Source organism: Brevibacillus schisleri (assembly GCF_055685845.1).
In genome coordinates this window covers 2,674,123-2,693,756 of sequence record NZ_JBVNDM010000001.1, presented here as the reverse complement: position 1 = coordinate 2,693,756, position 19,634 = coordinate 2,674,123, and the positions used below count along the sequence as shown (strand labels likewise).

Genomic DNA, 19,634 nt, shown 5'->3' with positions numbered 1-19,634 from the left:
TCATACCATACACTACTTATGCCGAACAATGATAAGGGTATCGGCGCTTACTTCATGCACCATCCCGTCTAGTATCTTTTCCAGGGTGAAAGCTGTTTGCTGCATAAGCTCCGTAGTAGACTCGATAAAAATCGGCACACCACCTGCTATCCTGTCTTTGTTCGTCGTAATCGCCGCCAAGATTACTCCTGTCATGGCCTACAGCTCCTTTTTCATCATTCTAGTCTTCGTTGGCATTCGGAAGACGCTTTCGAGAATCGGGACTGCACGAATGACGGATGTTGCACGTTCCACATCTTTTTCTTGCGGCAATAAAAATACACCCATTCTCCCCGACTTTATATCACGTTTTACCAAGGGTGTTAGAGATGGCTCTCCCGTGTCGGTATATACGCCGAGTTGCGTTGCAGCATCGTGCAAAATCGCTTGCCGCTGTCCAGGGTGGGCAAGCGTGACCTTGGCATTGGCATCCCGCGGTGTCAGAATAAAACCCACGCCTTGCTCACGTATGATCTCTTGAGCATCTGCCAACCCGACGTTCATGATGTAAATGTCGTTCACATACAAGTCTCTTCCTTCCATTCTCACTTCCCCCGGCTCGATCTCTGCAATCAGCGATAGTGTTTTTCCAGAGCGCAGCTTGCGAGAAATCAACAAGGCGATGACACCTGCAATGACACCTCCCCACCAATGAAAGAGAATGGTAGCCGTCGTTGTCACCAAAGAGGTAAACATGACCATGTAATTGCGTCCTTCAAACACCATTGCGATTCCTTCGATATAGGGGCCACCACGGGGCACTAGCTCCCGTTTATCGATCTCATTAAGAGTAGTGCGTTCCATGTTCCTGACATCACGGAATTGTTGAGCAGCCAACGTCAAAAATGTGACTGCCGTGTAGTTCTCCTTGAGCAGAGCAGGAATCGCTAACGCTCCGAGCGCGGATGCGATCACCCCAAGTGAAACGTGAATAATTTTTCCGTGGGGATAGGTTGGATATTGTCGATAATCTGTTCGCAAAAGATGAATCCGGCACAAAATGCCGAATAGGAAACCCAGAACTAACGGAAACACATAATCATATGCTAGCAATCCCTTCAACACCCTAGCGTCACCTACCCGTATCGGAATGGGAAGACTCTGTTTCTTTTCTACCAAGGATACGACGAATCGCAGACCAGACTATGCTGACAAGAGCCCATAGAGATAGGCTACTCCACAGCAAATCTTGCGCATACTCGGATCCCCACTGACAAGAACCCGACAATTTCCAAAAATAGAGCGAATGTATCGCATCTGCGAGAGGCAAGGAGAGCGTTAGCTGAAACAGCTGTCCCAGATGTGTTCGGCTCATCAAAAGAATTGTACTGACTCCAACAGCAGGTACGATGATGCGCTCGTCCCAAAACAGCAAGATCGGATCGGTAAAAAACAGCCAGCGTAGCCAAAATAGCAAAAGGGCCGTTGCCAGCGCACTCAGCAAGTACAATCTGCGTATTTTAGACATGAGCTTGGTGTAAAGGACAATGCTTGCGATCAGTGGCAATATCGTTCCACTTAGACTAACTTGAATAGGGGCAAAATAGATTTCCCAGCTAACAAACGTACAAATTAAAAATGCGCTGATCACTGCGAGCACTCGTCTGCGTTCCATCTTCATGGTTCGCAGCTGCAAGTCAAAGCTTCCCATCCAGACAAGACATAGCAAAGACCACTGGATAAGGATCGCAACGGTTCCCTCGTTCATGTTCATCTCCTCAAAATGATGGTTGTCTCCCAAAAGTATGCCTCAACCAAGGAAATTTCATGAATCGAATGCTCGTCCACTACCTAACGTTGTGCCAGTCTCTCCAATTGCACGTGACGAAGCCTCACTTTCTCTGCTGTTTTTCCCGTGATCATAACAGGTGTACAAACGGCGTCAGCCAGACCTTTCATTCCTAGTGCCGTCATCGCCACACGAATTTGATGATGCCATCTGTCGACGGTAGACAAGCAATCTTCCATAGATTCGCGTTGAACCAGATGTAGCATTGCCCCTGCCATCCCGACAGCGGACGCACCTAAAGAAGCGGCTTTGACTACATCGAGTCCATGACGAACACCACCTGTTGCAATGTATGACACTCCTGGATGACCGACAGCATTCGCTTCCAGCAAGCTCTCCACCGTCGTAAATCCCCAATCCTCGAACATGGCATTCGGCTGATCATTTCGCATATTTTCGACTTGAGCAAAATTTGTTCCGCCTCTTCCACCCACATCGATTGTTCTGATCCCGATTTCTATCAGCTTCTCGATCGATTCCTTTGCCATACCAAAGCCGACTTCTTTGACGATAACCGGCACATCCAGACTCTCCCTGATCGCCTGAATCCGCTCCAGATAGCCGCGAAAATCCCGATCCCCCTCAGGCATTAACAGCTCTTGCATGACATTCAGATGGATTTGCAATCCGTTCGCTTCCATCATCTCCACCGCTGCTTTTGCCTGCTCTACTGTCGCTTCTGCCCCCACATTTGCAAACAAGATCCCCTGTGGATGTTCCCTTCTGACAATCCGATAGCTATCCGTAACATCTGGATCACGCAAAGCGGCCATTTGTGAACCAACAGCCATCGCCAGATTTCGTTCCCTCGCAATGATCGCCAGTTTTTGATTGATCCGGGTAGTCCCACCAGCTCCACCCGTCATCGCATTAATCATGATCGGTGAGGAGAGTCGCAAGGATGCGATCTCGGTGTCCAGTGAGGTTTCTGCAAGTGCTGCATTCGGCAAGCTGTTCGGAACAAAGCTGACATCATCAAAACTATTTGCCCCATTTTCCCCGGTGATAAGAGCATTTCGAATATGGTCCAATTTTCTAATCGAACGCCGATCCATTGTACCCCTCCTAGACTTTTGCTCTCAGAAAAAAGGGATACGCCAGAGCGTATCCCCATGAATCCTACTTTTTATCTTACTTGAACTTGTCTTTCAGATCACCGAACAACTCGCCCAATGTCACGCCCATTGGTTGGTTGTTTTCTTGCGTGAATTGTTGCTGTTCACGCTTGCTCGCACGTTCTGCCTGCTCCACACGGTCTTCTTCTACTGCACGGATACTGAGGCTAATGCGTTGTTCTTGTGGAACAACATCCAAAACCTTCACCTGTACCTCTTGACCCTCTTTCAACACCTCACTAGGTGTATTCACCCGACGATTTGCAATCTGGGAGATGTGTACGAGGCCTTCGATTCCAGGTGCCAGCTCAATAAATGCACCGAAGGACACCAGACGTTTTACCGTTCCATTCAAAATAGAACCCGCTTTGAAATCTTCTGCAACGTTCGCCCATGGACCTGCTTGCGTTTCCTTGATGCTAAGGCCAATGCGCTCGTTTTCACGGTCAATTTTGAGGACCTTCACTTTTACCTTGTCGCCTTCTTTCACGACATCGGACGGTTTATCTACACGGTTCCAAGCAAGCTCAGATACGTGAACCAATCCATCAACACCACCGATATCCACGAATACGCCGAAATCGGTCATGCGCTGAACCGTTCCTTCCAATACTTGACCCACTTGGATTTTATCCATAATGGATTGCTTTTGCACTTTTACTTCGTCTTCCAAAACCGCTTTGTGGGACAGGATGACTTTATTCTTTTCCTTATCCATTTCTACTACTTTCAAAGCCAATGTTTTGCCTTTGTAGTCGGAGAAATCTTCAACAAAATGACGCTCTACCATGGAAGCCGGAATGAAGCCGCGAACGCCTACATCAACAACAAGGCCGCCCTTCACTACTTCTTTCACAGCCGCTTCAATGATTTCACCCGCTTGCATTTTTTGCTCAAGATCAGACCAAGAGGATTCCATTGCTACTGCTTTCTTGGAAACAACGAGTTCTTCTTTCTCGTCGTTTAGTTTGATGACTTTCACTTCGAAAGTATCACCAACCGCTACTACATCAGATACCTTTTCAACATGCAGTGGAGACAGTTCGCTGATAGGAATCAGACCATCGTACTTGTAACCTAGATCTACAAGCGCTTGTTTGTCCTCAACTTTTGTTACGGTTGCCTTTACGACATCTCCTACAGAAATGGTTGTTGCATCCGTCAAGCTTACGTTCGTTTCTTCCATCATTCAAAAGACCTCCTTAATACCATCCAGTCCCAAACGTCTATGTACAGGTTGTGTACAACCTCGCTACACGAAGCGGGAGCATGTATATTTTTAACTGTCGCCTGATGGCTGGCAGTTAGTACTGATGAAGCCAGTAAGTTCCAGCAGTTTTAGTATTCTTCCCTTTAGCAATTCTATACCGTTTGCTAAGAGAGATGCTGGTTTCGTAATTGCTTGATGTGCTCCATAATCAGGTCGCTCGTTTCCTTCAATGTATCTGCGCTGGACTTAGCCTCACGCAAATGAGCAAGATCGATCGGTTTTCCGTATACGATCTTAATGGAACGAAACGGTCGATACGGTCCGATAATCGCTACCGGAATAACCATGGCTTCTGACTTGAGTGCAAACATCGCCACACCCGGCAACGCTTCTCCTGGTTCCCCTGTTTTGCTTCGGGATCCCTCAGGGAAAATTCCAAAGATTTTCCCATCTTCTAGCAATTTTAGCGTCGCACGTATTGCCGCACGATCGCCTGCACCCCGTTTGACCGGAAATGCGCCGAATTTTGTGATGAGAAAAGATACAACCGGAATTTTAAAAAGCTCTTCTTTGGCCATGAAATGAACCTGACGCTCGATGCCACAACCAAGAAGTGGTGGATCCCAGTTCGAGATATGATTCGCGCATAGGATCACTGGGCCTTCCTTAGGTATATGTTCACGCCCGATCACTTGCCAACGAAAGACAAGCGAAAAAATGATGCGAAAAAAACCTCTGAATAAACGATAGTAACTCAATGGGTTGACTCTCCCGTTCGCTCGCAGATTTGCAAGATGCGATCGACCACCTGATCAATGGTCATTCCTGTTGTGTCTACCAAAACGGCATCTTCCGCCTGACGCAACGGCGCGACTTCTCTCTGCATGTCCCGTCGATCTCGCTCTTCGATTTCTTTTTCCAGCTCAGCCAAGTCTGTCTGGGTACCTTTTGCGAGTAGTTCCTTCCAGCGGCGTTCTGCACGCTCTTGAATGGAGGCCGTCAGAAATATCTTCACGTCAGCGTCTGGCAAAACATGAGTACCGATATCTCTGCCGTCCATGACGACATTGCCTTGTGTCGCCAATCGTCGCTGGAGCACAAGCATTTGTTCACGTACGGAACCGTAGCTCGCTACAATAGAGGCGTACTGGCTCACTTCTGTGGAACGTATCCAGCTCGTGACATCGATTTCATTCCAGTATACATGTTGCTGTCCGTTTTCCCGAATGAGTTGAACCTTGTTTTTTTGCAAAAGTTCGGAAACTGTAGACTCATCGCTGATAGGGAGCTGATGATGGTGGACTGCCCAAGCGAGGGCACGATACATGGCACCCGTGTCAATGTACACGTATTCCAGTTGACCCGCTACTTTTTGGGCGACAGTGCTTTTGCCGGCTCCCGCTGGTCCATCAATGGCAATGTTCATTACTTCTCACCTGCTATGTACGTTAGTTCGGATGGGAATAAAACAAGAAAAGCTTCTGTCGAAGCCCTTTCCCATTCTTTGTGTGATGAAAAAACGAAACAAGACCGTTTTCTATGTTATCTATAATAGTACCATAGTATGGAAGCATGCGCAAACCTTTAGGGCTCTCTGGACACGCCTTCCAAGCGCTCTGTTTCGATTAATACTAATCTTGCGGGTACGTACTGAATGAGGACTTCGCCTATGGTCAGTACAATCGCACATACGACAATTCCAATCATGATGCCTTTTTCTACCCGTTTGGAAAAGCTGCGAAAACGATCGTTGTACTGACTGGTCAATAGGGTCACTTCCTCTGATGAAGCGTCAATCCACAACGCCTTTTTTGCGAAGCTCTAGCTGTCTCTCGTAACACGCTCTAACCACTTTTGCCCGATCTTGCTCGCTGATTTGGGTGAACTTACCCGAAATCCATTGGTGCAATCCTTTTTCTTCCGCCGGTTTTTGTCTGACGATTTCCATCTCAACAAAAGCATGTTGTACCTGTCCATTTTTACTTGGAAGGGAAATCCAGACGTGCAAGTTGTCTTTTTCCTTTAAATGATAGCTTTCCTCACAGCTAAAAGACAGCCCGCCACCACTGATATCTAACGTTCGTGCTAGAAAATGATAACGGCGAATCGGATCATCCAGTTTGACTGCGATGTCTACCGTGGTGTCAATTCTCAAGTAGTTTCGTCGCTGTGTGCGCACAATCTCCTCTTTAGCCGGCAATTGCAGAAGCAGAACAGGAATGTGATTGTTTTGTCTGCCGACAATCGCAGAGCGGAATTCATAGCGTGAGCCATCCTCACCAACATACCAAACCAAGCATTCTGTCCCTGGTTGAAACACCCCAGTCCGTCCAGTGTTTTCGCTGGTCGGCAATTCGATAGAAGCTACATCCTCCTTCAAATCGGCCACACGGCTTTTGAAGGTTTGCAACTCCGTTTCTTCTGAGGAACTCGTGAAGTTTAGTCTTATTATTTGTCCTATTCGTGGAAGCATCATAAAGTAATTGTTCCTCCCCTTCCTATCACCCTTTCCATTATATACCCTTTTGTTTCGAATCAGCAAATAGGGAAAGCCGCTAAAAAACTAGCTTTCCCCCTATTTTTTTAACACTATTGTCCTTCGTTCTGTCCCGCTCCCGCTCCCGCTCCCGATCCCGATCCCGTTTCCATTTTCACAACTTCTTCTTCTTCTCCATTCAAGGCATTGATGTAGACCATGTACGAATTTCCTTCAAAGCTGCCTGTCATTTCCCACGCCAGCACTTCTTTTCCATCGTTTTTCCCTTCGATTAGGGCAAGTCGCTGATCCGTCACTTTTACACTCGGATTGACTTTTTTCCTTGCTTCTTCTTTCGAGAGACGGGGCTTGGAGAGAATTCTCTTTTTGTGATTAAACAGATACTCCGTCGAATTATAGGCAGTAACCTCTCCGTTGTCCAACGCAATCTCAACGACCACTCCGTCTGGATAAATTCTGACGCCATCCTGAACTGGCACAAACGTAAAGAGTGCGCTGCGGTCGTAGCTGTCAATCTCAGAGACCTGCATATTATTAAATCCATGGTTCTGCAAGAACACTCGACCTTTTTCTTCCGCCTGCTTCATATCCAGCTTTTCCTCGCCAATTCCACGCTCGTTCATCATCCAAACGACTTTCCCACCGCGTTTGGTGACATCGAGGTTAATACCTGTCTTGTGCCCGTTTGGCGTGACATGTACGCTATAAGCCGAGTATTCCTGCCCCTTGCCATTATCGTTTACTTCTACTTTCGCATCTCCTGGCTTCAACCCGAGAAACGATAGTGCACTCTTCTCTGCTTCCTCTTTTGTAGCTGGTTTGCCATCGATCCCTTTGATTCGCTGCTGCTTTTTCTTATCGAGGCTCTGTATTCCGACGCCCCAGTCTAAATCAGGGTATTCCTGCACTTTTTTCTCAATGGTTTGGAATCCGTCGATAATGGAATTGTCCTCTTTGTTTTTATTGGAGGCCAAAGCTGTCTCGACATCCATCCATCTCAATTGTTTGTCCATCGCGACGGTTTGTACCTTGCGCAGCTCATCCTGGATTTCCTTTGCTTGGGTGTGAAGGCTCTTCAATGTCTTGTATTCACTCTGACTCAATGGCTGCTTGTCGAGGTCACGCACAGCGACACGATAGGAAAAATCCGCGACCCTCGACAACATTTCTTCTGTTTTGTTAAATGCCATCAAGGTCAATGGCAGTTGTCCGACATCCGCTTGTGCCGCATAGGAAAGGCGCCAAACACTCGTCAAGATAGGGGTCATTTGTCTGCGCGAGTTGACCACCAGCGATTTACCAAGCTCATCGTGCAGCTTGTCCACATGATAAGTGAGATCATGGAAAGCCCGTTGGTATGAGTTTTCCGCTTTGATCAAGACCGAGTTCTTCTCATTATGCTCCTGATATCCCCACACGCCAGCGCCTATTAAGGCAACTAGGGCAACGGGAAATAACACGCGTGCTGTTGCTCCATATACCATCCCTTGCCACTCCTCCTTTGATTATGCATCCATTATCTGCAAAAGATATGTTTCCCGATCTTTTTCACCTGCGGCCTGCTCCAAATCCAACCGGATGTTGCTGTATCCGGATTAAAATAGTACGTGCAGCCTCCCGTCGGATCCCAGCCGTTTAGTGCATTCTTCACTGCTTTCGTCGCACTTTCATTCGGTGTAAGCCATATTTGACCATCAGCAACTGCTGTAAAAGCACGTGGTTCGAAAATCACAGCCGAGGGCGTATCAGGAAACGTAGGGCTCTTGACGCGGTTCAATATAACGGCAGCGACTGCAACTTGCCCTTCAAACGGCTCTCCTCTTGACTCCCCGTAAACAGCATTCGCCATGATTTTTAAATCATTGTCAGAGACTCGTGAAGGATGGAAGCTGGCTTTGGTTTTGACCGTCTTATCCTTTGCTGCAGGTGCAGCTATCTGCTCCTCTTGTACGGCAGCTACATTCTTTTCCTTCCAGACAGCCTTGTACCCACTCAAGCCCGCTGCCACCAACATCACCAACACACCTGCGATCCAGATTGTACGCACGGCTGAATCCTCCTTGGCATGTATTGAAATCTTTGCATAGTGTTGGTGGAGGAAGAGTGGATTATGCATGTAAATCTGGATATAGAAAAAGACCGATGCTATTTGCATCGGCCCACATAGATTCGCCACACTTTTTTAGTTGGGATGGAAAAGATCAGGACTCATCAATCTGAAAATGCTTGTCGTTATCACACAGGCACTGCTTGAACCCTGTTTCTATTTGCCCTCCAGGTTCTCGATGACCACGCAGTGTAAACTTTTCTCCACATACATTGCATTGAATTGTCACTTTTGCTCGATCGGTTTTTAGCACGCACGTCTCCTCCTTACCGTCTATTGTGGACGTGAAGAGAGATTTTTAGAACCGAAATCGTGTGCTCTTTGTACCTTTTTTAAGCCCTGCCACCACAATACAAGCATGAATGGCACAATCACTACCAACCAGTTTTGGACCGCCAAAAAAATCAAGTTGTACAAAGCATGTAAGCTGATCGGCAAGGTAATCGACATCCATAAAAAAAGCCGTTCATGTTTGGCGTCCTTGGAAAACTTGGCCCGTCCGAGATAATAGCCCATCCACACCGCAAACAGCGCATGGCTGGATACCGGCAGAAAGGCACGCCAGATGGCAATATCCGTTCCATTGATAATGAGGTAAAACAAATTCTCCAACGTAGCAAAACCAAGTGACACCGCAACCGCATAAACAATTCCATCGTATGGCTCATCAAATTCCAAATGTTTATAAACCGTAAAATAGATGACCATCCATTTAAAAAATTCTTCCACGACAGCGGATTGGAAAACTTCCGCGACAATGCCATCCCGCCAGTTCCATTCATTCTGCATGATGTACTGTAGTACCATAATCGGTACGACCAGCAGCATACCAAAGATAAACGACCGGATGACCATTGAAATCGGCTCCGGTTCGAGACTGTCACGCAGGTAAAAGTAACTTAAGATGGCGATACCGGGGGCAACTGCCGCGCCGATCAAAGCAATCATCTTTTATTACTCCTTTACACAAGACTATCATTCATCGTACCATGAATAATGGTTGATGAAAACCCGCTACAGGAGAGAGATCATGTCAAAAAAAATTTTGGTAGTGAACACAGGCGGTACAATTGCCATGTCTGTCGATGACTCAGAAGGCGTAAAGCCATTGGATGATCAAGCAGTCAATAAAATCCTTCCTTTTTTAGAAAAACACGCGGATGTCACCATGAAAAATGTACTCAACCTACCTAGCCCTCATATGACTCCTGCAATCATGAATCAGCTGCGTCTCGATATTGAGGAAGCCTTTGAACAAGATCATTATGATGGCATTGTCATTACCCACGGGACTGATACGTTGGAGGAGACCGCATACTTCCTGGATCTGACTTTGTCGGTCAACGTCCCGATTGTCGTAACCGGAGCCATGCGCAGCAGTAATGAGCTCGGAGCTGACGGTCCAGTCAATCTCATTTCTTCCGTTCGTGTAGCTGCAGATTCCGACAGTTTGAACAAAGGGGTTATCGTTGTTTTTAATGACGAAATTCACGCGGCACGTCACGTAACGAAAACACACACGAGCAATGTCGCTACCTTCCAGTCGCCACAATACGGACCGATTGGTACCATTGCGAAAAAAAGCGTGCAATACCACCACGCTCCATTGGATCGCGAGCATTATGCCATTACCCATGCTGATGCGAATGTCCCGTTGATCAAGGCAGTTGCTGGCATGGAGCCTTCTTGGCTACAGTTTTTATTGGAGCAACAAATTGATGGACTCGTGGTAGAGGCGTTTGGATTGGGAAATCTTCCACCCGCTATCATCCCTACCCTGCAGCAATTACTGGACAAAGGCGTACCGATCGTCCTCGTCTCCCGCTGCTACAATGGCCAGGTGCAGGATATCTATGACTATGAAGGTGGAGGTCGCAAGCTAAAAGAGATGGGCATCATCTTCTCCAATGGCTTAAATGGGCAAAAGGCTCGTCTCAAGTTAATTGTAACGCTGCAAAAAACACGGACTTTCAAAGAGCTGCAGCTGTTGTTCGACCAGTAAATCATATGACGTAAGCCTCCTGGTTCTTCAGGAGGTTTTTTGTCTTTGGAAACATGTTGTACGGTGCTGTTGTGGTGGGGAGGAAACAAGAGAAAACGCTCAGATTCTAGGGCCACCCGCTGTGGGATTGACTGTACGACTCCATGCAAAAAGCGAAACCGCGTCCAAAGTTGTCCCTTCAGGATGTGTTTCAGAGGTGGACGATTAAGAGCGTGTTTCGCTTATTTCTCCTGTTTCCTCTACGAGCTTCCCGTTTTAGACAGGTTTTAAATGCCTTAAAAGATTGAAGAGTGTTACCTGTTACGCTAGAGAAGAATATTTCCAGGCGTAGCGACTTGTGGAGTCCTACCGAGCGGAGAAGGGATGAGCGGGCAAAAGAAACGCAACCGTGCTCCTACTTCGAAGCGGCTACCACTTTTGCGTTTCCCCGCGAATCCCTTCGGAGCGGACAGTCTCAACCCTCAGCAGGACGAAGCCCGGAGCCTAGCCTGGAAATATTCTTCTCTCCACTACAGTCACATCTCAAGCAACCAATAAAAAAGGCCCCGCCAAAACGGCGGAGCCCTGTTTTCTCAATATATGGAGGGTTGTTTGAAGAATTATACCCAACCGCGGAAGCGAGAAGCTTCTGCCATCTTGCGGGCACCAACCATGTAAGCAGACAGACGCATGTCAATACGACGAGTTTGAGACATGGAGTATACATTTTCAAACGAACGAACCATTACTTTTTCCAACTTCTCTTCTACTTCTTCTTCAGACCAGTAGTAGCCTTGGTTGTTTTGTACCCACTCGAAGTAGGAAACAGTCACACCACCAGCACTAGCAAGTACGTCTGGAACCAGAAGAATTCCACGCTCAGTCAAAATCTTAGTTGCTTCCAAAGTAGTTGGGCCATTTGCCGCTTCTACTACGATTGACGCCTTGATGTTGTGAGCGTTTGCAGCTGTGATTTGGTTTTCGATCGCTGCCGGAACCAAAATGTCGCATTCCAGTTCAAGAAGCTCTTTGTTGGTAATCGTGTTGTTGAACAGTTTTGTCACTGTACCAAAGGAATCACGACGATCCAACAAGTAGTCGATATCCAAACCGTTTGGATCATGCAGCGCACCGTATGCATCAGAGATACCTACGACTTTAGCGCCTGCATCATGCATGAATTTTGCCAAGTAACTACCAGCGTTACCAAAGCCCTGTACAACTACGCGAGCACCTTTTACATCGATGTTACGACGCTTTGCTGCTTCACGGATGCAAATGGTTACACCTTTTGCAGTAGCTGTTTCGCGGCCGTGGGAACCACCCAGCGCAATTGGTTTACCCGTAATGAAACCAGGCGAGTCAAATTCACGGATACGGCTATATTCGTCCATCATCCACGCCATGATCTGTGAGTTCGTAAAGACGTCCGGAGCCGGAATATCTTTAGTAGGGCCCACAAGTTGGCTGATTGCGCGAACGTAACCGCGGCTCAGTCTTTCCAGTTCGCGGAAGGACATTTCACGCGGGTCGCAAATGATACCGCCTTTACCACCACCATATGGCAGATCGACGATACCTGCTTTGAGGCTCATCCAGATAGAAAGTGCTTTAACTTCATCCTCAGTAACTTCCGGGTGGAAACGAATGCCCCCCTTGGTCGGACCTACTGCATCGTTGTGCTGTGCACGATAGCCCGTAAATACCTTTACTTCGCCATTATCCATGCGAACCGGAATACGTACAGTCAAAACGCGTAGCGGTTCCTTCAAGAGTTCAAACATCGATTCTTGGTAACCTAGTTTCTCCAGTGCTTCCTTGATCACCGTTTGAGTTGAATGGAGCAAGTTCAATGATTCTTGCTTTTCTTTCCCTTCGGTGCTTTCGGTTACCACGTCTTGATTACCCATTACTTACCACCTCAAAAATGTTTTCGGTCAATGCCGCCTTTAGTATACACGCTTGTATCATTTATGAGAAGCTTAAAAATGTTTTTTTTCCATTTCGAAAACGTTTTCGTGCCTTGTTTTGCATAATCATTCAATTATTTACCAACCATTTTGAAATCGCTTTTACAGACACTATTTTGTACCATTAGCTTCAAATGCACGTCCAGCCATGCTTCTATTGTCCCCAAACTCGTTTCTTTCATTACAGGATTAGTGAATTTATGCCATAATGGATAACGTAATGTGGAAGTTTATTCATGGAGGTGTTTTTATGAAAAAAAAGTCTATCTTGTTTATTTTTGCCCATCCCGATGATGAAACGTTTGCTTGTGGGATTTCCATTTCCAAATATAGTGAGACCAAAATGGCCAGCACTCATCTCTTGTGTGCAACAAAAGGGCAAGCAGGAAAAGCTGGTGACCCCCCGTTATGCACACCAGAAGAACTCCCCCGATTTCGTGAGCAAGAGCTTCGCGACGCTTGTGCCATTCTTGGGTTCGATCAAGTAGACGTCTGGGAATATCAGGATAAGTTCCTAAACACAGTGCCCGTAGATGAGCTAGTTACTCGTATCCACCAGGCTATTCACCAGATCCAACCGGAAATTGTCGTCACGTTTGCACCGCATGGCATCTCCGGACATCCTGACCATTTGGCGATTAGTCATGCAACCACCCAGGCTGTCCTTTCTTTAGGCCCAGATACGAGCGTGCGAAAGCTTTATTATGCGACTCGCTCATCTGACGAAGGATTTGGTACGATGAAGCCACCCTTTACAGATCCAATCGAGAGCATTACGACGATCATTCACGCACCTGAATATATGCCGAAAGTAGCTGATGCCTTGCGGGCACACAGAACACAGCACTTATCAGTAGAACGCGTGTTTCCAGGTGTAACAAAAGGCGAGTACGATTCTGTTCCGCCAAACAATCATTACATCTTGGCTTGGCACAGCCTTCCCAACTATACCCTTCAAGGTAAAGAGGCTGATTTTTTTGACGGCCTAGCATAATCGATACAGACAGCAACAGCACCTAGTTGGTTGACTAGGTGCTGTTTTATATTCCCAGACATTTCTTTTTTGATTACGTGAAATGCCTGCATATTTCTTTTACAGCATCGTCGGCAACGATCACTTTCCCGTATTCTTCCAACACATAAATCGTTATCGGCGTCGCTTCTCCGTACTCAGAGAGGATCGCAATTAGCTTGTGATAACGCTCCTGATCCAAGTCGACTTCCTCCAGCACCAGATGATATTTCCCCTGGTAGAAGTAGGCAGCTCCGCCATTGGTCAAAAGGGCGTTAATGCGGTGGGCGGCTTCAACCATATGCTCAAAGTCCCGGAAGGCATACATGATTAAATCGCTTTCTTCCAACGTGACCTCTAGCTCGTATACATCCTCGTCTTCGAATTCTTCCTCTTTCCCGTCCTTTGAGCCCGTCTTGCCACGCGTTACGATTACGACCATTCCCTGAGCTGGCAAGGCGAACACTTCAACTGCAACAGGCCCTGATACCTCAAACCCTAATTCGTGATAAGCCTGTTCCATCATGTCGTTGAACAGTTCATGAACTTTAGGAATGTCACGCCACATGTCTTCTTTTTCTATCCCGCGCTCTGAGAGGTCGTCAAAAGTTAAAAAGATTCGTATTTTATCTTGACCAAGGCGTTCAACACGCATGACTGTCCCTCCTCGCCATCCAGTCGTACTACAAAATATGATGGTAAGCCTGTAAGAGTTCTCCACATTCTCCGGCGAATACCTGTTGGCATTCATCCATTTTTTGATGGACTGGAAAATACGGGGTAGTCCTATCATATCACATTTATTTACTGGAACAAAGCTACCTTGACACCTACGCAGCATTCGCCTGCCGATGTCGAATCCACTCATGAAAAAAGAAACTTTGTTGTTGTCTGTCACTTCCTGCGCTTTCCCAGGAAAAGTTCCCCTTCATTGTTCTTCTTCTGTATTTATATTTGGTTCTGCTAGTTCGGGTTCCTTCTCGTTCCTAAAGGTTTGTACATGAAAAAACGCCCAGAATCAGGCGTTTTTTTACGTCTCCCATTCACGCAGCCGCTTTTGAATCCAAATGGCCGCCTGTGTCCCATCTCCCATGGCAATCGACACTTGCTGAGAATGCTCATTGATATCGCCAACAGCCCAGATGTTGGGATGATCCGTTTCTTTTGTTCGCGGGTTCGTTTGGATGTGGCCTTTTTCATGAATTTGCACGGAATAACCACGTAAAAGCTCTGTCAATGCATGCGCACCAGGAAAAGCAAGAAATGCTCTTTCTACAAACAACCGTTCACCTGAAGAGAGCTCGATTTCCTGCAATTGCCCCGTCGTATGATGAAGAGCACATACTTTTTCCTCCCGATACATAATCCCTCGCTTGCTCAGTTCAGAGACATCCTGCCTATCCACCTGCACTTCTGCATGGTTAATGACTGTTAACCTGTTTGTATAATAAATAAGTTCGTCTGCCATCGAAACAGCGTGTGGGCCCGCTCCAATGATTGCCGTGGCTTTGTCAACTGTTTCATAGCCGTCACAGTCGGGACACAAGAAAATCGATATCCCTACACAATCGGAGAAGCCAGGGATGGCTGGGAACGGATCACGTATGCCGGTTGCCAAAACCAGCGTTCGCGAAGTAAGCGTATGTATGCCACTTTTTGTACCTATCGAAAATAAGCCGCTTGGGTCGGTTGAAAGCTTGGTTACCTCATCTGTTATCAAGATTGCTCCGTATTTTTGTGCTTGCTCCCTGCCCGCATGACGCAAAAAATCGCCACTAACCCCTTCCGAAAATCCGAGAATATTTCGGTAGGCTTTGGCGATTGTTGATCGACCACCTGGCATGTTAATGACTGCAACGCGTCGAAGGCATCTTGCAAGTTGAATGGCAGTTTGAAGCCCTGCAATCCCGCCGCCGACAATGACCGTATCATACTCCACCTGCATCCACCTGCTTATCCTTTTCCCGATAGCATGACCAGTGAAGCACGATCTCATTACTGAACGAGTGGAACCAAAACAACTTTTCCTTCGACGAGCCCAGCTTCTGAATGAAGCCCGTTGTATTTTGCGATTCGTCTTACGTTCGAGTTATTTCCATAGTACTTTCGGGACAGCATAAACAACGTTTCCCCCTTCTTCACCACATGCTTGACGACCTTTGATTTTGTTACAGGTGGTGTTGAAGCTGGTTTTCCCGGTGTAGCTACTGTGCTAGGAGAAGTACTCGTGATCTGGTTTGTCTTGCTTACAGATGTACCAGTCGAGGTTTTGGCTGGAACTGGGCTTACAGCAGCTGTCAGTGCGCTTGTTGTCGGCTTCACCATCGGTTCAACCGGCTTTGATTCGATCTTTTTCGCTTTGTCAGGAGGGGTGGTCACATTTGCATTGGAATCAATCGTAGAAGGGAGAACGACGGATGCAGGCTCCTTTTCTCCTGTCTTACTCCCTTGCGAAGTGGTAATCGCTTTGCTACCTTCTTTCACTTCAACATTACCAGAAGCTGCTGACTCATGTGGGATATTGGCCCTGTACAACTCAAAACCAATCAACCCGAAAAAGACGAATCCAAACAAGTACACTCCCGGTTGAATCCACTTTTTAAACGAGAACGACGCTTTAGGGCGAGTATGACGGGAGCGTCGGGGTGGTAATGGATTATGCTCAAGATTCACTCTTCCTCCCCCTTTTTCTTGATTGTTTTTTGTAGATAGAATGCTAACATGACGTCAATAAGGATATGGGCCACAATCGAGGGCCATAGGGACTGATAATGGGAAAACAAGAGCCCGAAGATCAAGCTTGTACCAAAGACACTTATGATCATGAGCGGTTTTTTCAAATAACGTACGTGGATCAGTGTAAAAATAAGGCTGCTCCAAAAGTTCCCGGTAAGCGATTGAATGACTCCACGGAATAGCCATTCCTCTCCCACCCCCACTACCATACAGACGAGTATCGTGGTGAATGGTAACATGGCGCCAAAAACTTTTTCATTGATACTGTCATCATCCTGCCATCGCTCTGGCAAGTAACGATCCATCACTATACTCGCGATGATAATACCTGCGGCTACAAACACGGCCCACAGTACGGCATTCCAGCCTGGCAAAGTAAACAAGGACAGAGTAGCATCCCAGCCCAGCACTAATAAGCTACCGGCAGCAGCCACTCCCATCACGATTCCTTGTGTCAACCATAGATTCAGCCGAAGAGTGGCTTCATCCACCTCTAGCCGATCTTCCCTCACTCGATGTTTCTCTCCTTTATTTGTTCGGCAAAAGAGTGTCTAACGCCTGCCGCAAATTCCATTTGATTTGTTCATTCTTTGCGATTGCATGGTCATTCGTTTGGAAATACGCAGCCATAGTTAGGCCGCAATTCTTACAGCAGTAAAGATCAAATTGATGATCCATCTCTTTGAAATACGTATTAATGCTCGCACGCAAACAGTTTTCCCCTCTTACGTAAGATACCATTTCTGCCAGCTTTTTTTGCTTAAAGCTTTTTCTCTTTTCCGTTTCCTGCCAAATGATATGAGCCTTCGGATAGGACTCTCCCGCAGCAGCAGCTTCATATAAGCCCAGCACTCTTTCCGTATAAAAGGCAAGGAGCGCTCCCATCTCTTCCGATATATCCATCATCGCCAAGGCCTCGTTAGTCAAAGGTACTCCAGTATTGCACAATTGCTCGTATTTTTGAACTTGCGCTTGTGTCGGGTACTCCTTCTCCAGCATGTGCTGATGAATCTGCAAATCGTCCCACGAAAATAAAAGCAGCGCATACCCGGGCTTGCCGTCACGGCCGATCCGCCCGATTTCTTGTGCGTATGCCTCTAAACTGGCTGGCATTTGATAATGGATGACGTAGCGAATATCTGACTTGTCGATTCCCATACCAAATGCATTGGTTGCAATAATAACATCCAGCTCTCCTGCGAGAAATTGGGATTGGATCAGCATTCGCTCCATGCTGTTCATGCCCCCGTGGTAACCATGAACACGTTTTTTCCCTTCGAGTTGATAAGAGGCTGCCAACACATCTACTGCTTGTCGCGTGCTGCAGTAAACGATTCCAGGCCCCTGCAAACGATCGATCTGATCAAATACATACGAACGCCTGTCTGTTTCCTCCCCAACTTCAACAAGATCATAGGCGATATTTGCCCGATTGAGGGACTGCAACACAACATCTTCCTTTTTAATGGAAAATAAGTTGCAAATTTCCTCACGAACAGACGCCGTCGCAGTCGCCGTCACAGCCAGAACAGGAGGTGCTCCCAATTGTTTCACGACTTCAGGCAATCGCAAGTAATCTGTGCGAAAGTCATGTCCCCATTGCGAGATGCAATGCGCTTCATCAATAGCGATCAGGGACACCCTCGCTCGCTTTAACACTTGTTGGACATAGGTCTGTTGAAGCTTTTCAGGAGAAATATACAACAGCTTGTACGCACCTTCCGAGAGCCCTTTCAAGATTTCGCGGGACTCTGTCGGATCTTGCATGCTGTTCAAATAGGTAGCCGGAATTTTTTTTCGCGCTCGAAGCTGCTGCACCTGATCGACCATCAAGGAGATCAATGGGGAAACTACGACGGTCAGACCCGGCAAAAGCATTGCTGGCAGCTGATACGTCACTGATTTCCCACCACCTGTTGCTAATAGCCCGAGAACACTTCGTCCATGTAGTAGACGTTCAATAATGGGCTCCTGACCGGGGCGGAACGAGTCATATCCAAAATGCAGCTTTAATCTGTCGTACATGAGCTGTTTATTCATTTTGCCCCCCTCGTCGCTCGTGCCAATGCCAATCGGATCTGCAAATACGTTACTGTTGCTTCCAATTGATCCTTGATGAGCCGGAGTCTGCTTGTATCGAGTCGCTCACTCGTTTCCATGATTTCTTTTGCCAGCTCATTCGGTAAATACGTTGTCATGTCCCATTCCGGACAGCGCAGGGCAATCTCTACCAAATGATCTTCTATTGTACTTTCTTTCATTTGTCGTCTCTTCGCTATTTCCTTTTTGTCACAGCCACTCTGAAGCATTGCGTACGTTCGGGCAGCACTTTCGGTGAGACGTGGATCAAGCTTGTGGGATTCTGTAACCAGTTTTGATAAAAGAGGATAATGATTGCTCTCTGCAAGCAACGTCTGAATCGACGCGGCTAGCCCGTATCGAAATTGCAGCATGAGAAAGCTACGACTCGTTTGGCGAATCTCTGCTACTTGCCCCAAGGTCTTGCCAACTTGTCCTACTCCTGACAGTTGACAAAACAAAAGCTCCTGCACACCTTCATCCAGGGGCTCCCATAATCGATATAGCTCGTCAGACAATTGCTGTTTCCAAGCATTTCGCAATGTCCCATCAGATAATTGGTTTTTTACCCAACGCTGTGCTAGCTTGTCCGAAACGACCGGAATGAAACCGAGATCACCCTGATGCATTTGCGAGATCGTCTGCACCATAAGATGAAGTCTATTCCAAAATGGTTCGATTCGCTCCGCCAAATCAGACTGGGTAAAAGGTGCGAACCATACATCAAACCGATATTTTTGGTACATGTGTTTGGCATGCTGCAATCCAGTATCAGAAAAGGTAAAGGTCGGCTTTGCGTTCGTTCCAACTGCATCAACAGGTAAAATCCAGCCCGCCTGAAATAAAGTTGAAACTATTTTCTCCCAATCCTCTCTTGGAAAACGGGAAAACATCCGATAATACGGATAAAGGGTATACAAATGCACATCTTGCAGTGTCTGATTGGCTTTTCTGCCACGCAGTATGTAGTAGGCTGATTGCAGCGTTCGTTCATTGGCCAGAGGTAACATGGCATTCAAGGCGACCGCACATAAGAGGTCCTGCTCCTCTGCCGCACTGTTCCGACTGTTCATTGGTACTCCTTACATCATTCTATATT

The 19,634-nt window shown here is 46.9% G+C and carries 22 protein-coding genes; 2 read left to right on the top strand and 20 right to left on the bottom strand.

Annotated features, from left to right (window positions below):
• Window positions 1–12 precede the first annotated feature (12 nt).
• From ACUUHJ_RS13400 to prsW, 13 genes are all read right to left on the bottom strand, one after another.
• Window positions 13–195, bottom strand: coding sequence for a capping complex subunit for YIEGIA (locus tag ACUUHJ_RS13400; RefSeq protein WP_064199963.1), 183 nt, complete (start codon window positions 193–195; stop codon window positions 13–15).
• Between the two features lie 3 nt (window positions 196–198).
• A complete protein-coding gene (locus ACUUHJ_RS13395; protein WP_012686133.1) occupies window positions 199–1,104 on the bottom strand; it encodes a YIEGIA family protein in 906 nt (301 codons plus the stop codon).
• Between the two features lie 7 nt (window positions 1,105–1,111).
• Complete coding sequence (locus tag ACUUHJ_RS13390; RefSeq protein ID WP_472299074.1) at window positions 1,112–1,747, bottom strand: YphA family membrane protein; 636 nt, start codon at window positions 1,745–1,747, stop codon at window positions 1,112–1,114.
• 83 nt (window positions 1,748–1,830) lie between these two features.
• The gene (gene fni, locus ACUUHJ_RS13385) at window positions 1,831–2,883 is read right to left on the bottom strand and encodes a type 2 isopentenyl-diphosphate Delta-isomerase (RefSeq protein ID WP_289677675.1); all 1,053 of its coding nucleotides are present in this window, start codon (window positions 2,881–2,883) and stop codon (window positions 1,831–1,833) included.
• 76 nt (window positions 2,884–2,959) lie between these two features.
• Window positions 2,960–4,132 (bottom strand): 30S ribosomal protein S1, encoded by a 1,173-nt coding sequence (gene rpsA, locus ACUUHJ_RS13380; RefSeq protein ID WP_289677674.1) that lies wholly within the window; start codon window positions 4,130–4,132, stop codon window positions 2,960–2,962.
• A gap of 185 nt (window positions 4,133–4,317) precedes the next feature.
• Window positions 4,318–4,911, bottom strand: coding sequence for a lysophospholipid acyltransferase family protein (locus ACUUHJ_RS13375; protein WP_289677673.1), 594 nt, complete (start codon window positions 4,909–4,911; stop codon window positions 4,318–4,320).
• Window positions 4,908–5,579, bottom strand: a complete 672-nt coding sequence (cmk, locus tag ACUUHJ_RS13370; RefSeq protein ID WP_199927083.1) for a (d)CMP kinase — start codon at window positions 5,577–5,579, stop codon at window positions 4,908–4,910. Before cmk ends, ACUUHJ_RS13375 begins: the two co-directional genes overlap by 4 nt.
• Window positions 5,580–5,737: 158 nt before the next feature.
• On the bottom strand, window positions 5,738–5,929 hold the full coding sequence (locus ACUUHJ_RS13365) for a hypothetical protein (protein WP_229088044.1): 192 nt from the start codon (window positions 5,927–5,929) through the stop codon (window positions 5,738–5,740).
• 16 nt (window positions 5,930–5,945) lie between these two features.
• On the bottom strand, window positions 5,946–6,626 hold the full coding sequence (locus ACUUHJ_RS13360) for a flagellar brake protein (RefSeq protein ID WP_289678081.1): 681 nt from the start codon (window positions 6,624–6,626) through the stop codon (window positions 5,946–5,948).
• A gap of 116 nt (window positions 6,627–6,742) precedes the next feature.
• Window positions 6,743–8,134, bottom strand: coding sequence for a germination protein YpeB (gene ypeB, locus ACUUHJ_RS13355; RefSeq protein WP_472299073.1), 1,392 nt, complete (start codon window positions 8,132–8,134; stop codon window positions 6,743–6,745).
• A gap of 32 nt (window positions 8,135–8,166) precedes the next feature.
• Window positions 8,167–8,826, bottom strand: a complete 660-nt coding sequence (locus ACUUHJ_RS13350; protein WP_472299072.1) for a cell wall hydrolase — start codon at window positions 8,824–8,826, stop codon at window positions 8,167–8,169.
• A gap of 25 nt (window positions 8,827–8,851) precedes the next feature.
• Window positions 8,852–9,010, bottom strand: a complete 159-nt coding sequence (locus tag ACUUHJ_RS13345; RefSeq protein WP_289677669.1) for a hypothetical protein — start codon at window positions 9,008–9,010, stop codon at window positions 8,852–8,854.
• Between the two features lie 20 nt (window positions 9,011–9,030).
• Window positions 9,031–9,705, bottom strand: coding sequence for a glutamic-type intramembrane protease PrsW (gene prsW, locus ACUUHJ_RS13340; RefSeq protein WP_289677668.1), 675 nt, complete (start codon window positions 9,703–9,705; stop codon window positions 9,031–9,033).
• Between the two features lie 82 nt (window positions 9,706–9,787).
• Here prsW and ACUUHJ_RS13335 point away from each other — a divergent pair, with 82 nt between their 5' ends.
• Window positions 9,788–10,759: an asparaginase gene (locus tag ACUUHJ_RS13335; RefSeq protein ID WP_012686122.1), complete on the top strand. Its 972-nt coding sequence runs from the start codon at window positions 9,788–9,790 to the stop codon at window positions 10,757–10,759.
• 599 nt (window positions 10,760–11,358) lie between these two features.
• Here ACUUHJ_RS13335 and ACUUHJ_RS13330 read toward each other — a convergent pair.
• Entirely contained in the window at window positions 11,359–12,648 is a 1,290-nt protein-coding gene (locus ACUUHJ_RS13330; RefSeq protein ID WP_007723992.1) for a Glu/Leu/Phe/Val family dehydrogenase, read from the bottom strand.
• 310 nt (window positions 12,649–12,958) lie between these two features.
• Between ACUUHJ_RS13330 and ACUUHJ_RS13325 the strand changes: the two genes are divergently transcribed.
• A complete protein-coding gene (locus ACUUHJ_RS13325; RefSeq protein WP_472299071.1) occupies window positions 12,959–13,702 on the top strand; it encodes a PIG-L deacetylase family protein in 744 nt (247 codons plus the stop codon).
• 73 nt (window positions 13,703–13,775) lie between these two features.
• Here ACUUHJ_RS13325 and ACUUHJ_RS13320 read toward each other — a convergent pair whose 3' ends face one another.
• The 6 genes from ACUUHJ_RS13320 to ACUUHJ_RS13295 all read right to left on the bottom strand — a co-directional run bounded on the left by ACUUHJ_RS13320 (window position 13,776) and on the right by ACUUHJ_RS13295 (window position 19,608).
• Window positions 13,776–14,375 carry a genetic competence negative regulator gene (locus ACUUHJ_RS13320; RefSeq protein WP_007723994.1) on the bottom strand — a complete coding sequence of 200 codons (600 nt, stop codon included), beginning with the start codon at window positions 14,373–14,375 and terminating at the stop codon, window positions 13,776–13,778.
• A gap of 375 nt (window positions 14,376–14,750) precedes the next feature.
• Window positions 14,751–15,665, bottom strand: a complete 915-nt coding sequence (locus ACUUHJ_RS13315) for an NAD(P)/FAD-dependent oxidoreductase (protein ID WP_472299070.1) — start codon at window positions 15,663–15,665, stop codon at window positions 14,751–14,753.
• Between the two features lie 50 nt (window positions 15,666–15,715).
• On the bottom strand, window positions 15,716–16,393 hold the full coding sequence (locus ACUUHJ_RS13310) for a LysM peptidoglycan-binding domain-containing protein (protein ID WP_472299069.1): 678 nt from the start codon (window positions 16,391–16,393) through the stop codon (window positions 15,716–15,718).
• Window positions 16,390–16,968, bottom strand: a complete 579-nt coding sequence (locus ACUUHJ_RS13305) for a CPBP family intramembrane glutamic endopeptidase (protein WP_289677664.1) — start codon at window positions 16,966–16,968, stop codon at window positions 16,390–16,392. Before ACUUHJ_RS13305 ends, ACUUHJ_RS13310 begins: the two co-directional genes overlap by 4 nt.
• Before the next feature lie 16 nt (window positions 16,969–16,984).
• Window positions 16,985–18,496: a RecQ family ATP-dependent DNA helicase gene (locus ACUUHJ_RS13300; protein ID WP_472299068.1), complete on the bottom strand. Its 1,512-nt coding sequence runs from the start codon at window positions 18,494–18,496 to the stop codon at window positions 16,985–16,987.
• Window positions 18,493–19,608, bottom strand: coding sequence for a YpbB family protein (locus tag ACUUHJ_RS13295; RefSeq protein ID WP_472299067.1), 1,116 nt, complete (start codon window positions 19,606–19,608; stop codon window positions 18,493–18,495). Before ACUUHJ_RS13295 ends, ACUUHJ_RS13300 begins: the two co-directional genes overlap by 4 nt.
• Window positions 19,609–19,634 lie beyond the last annotated feature (26 nt).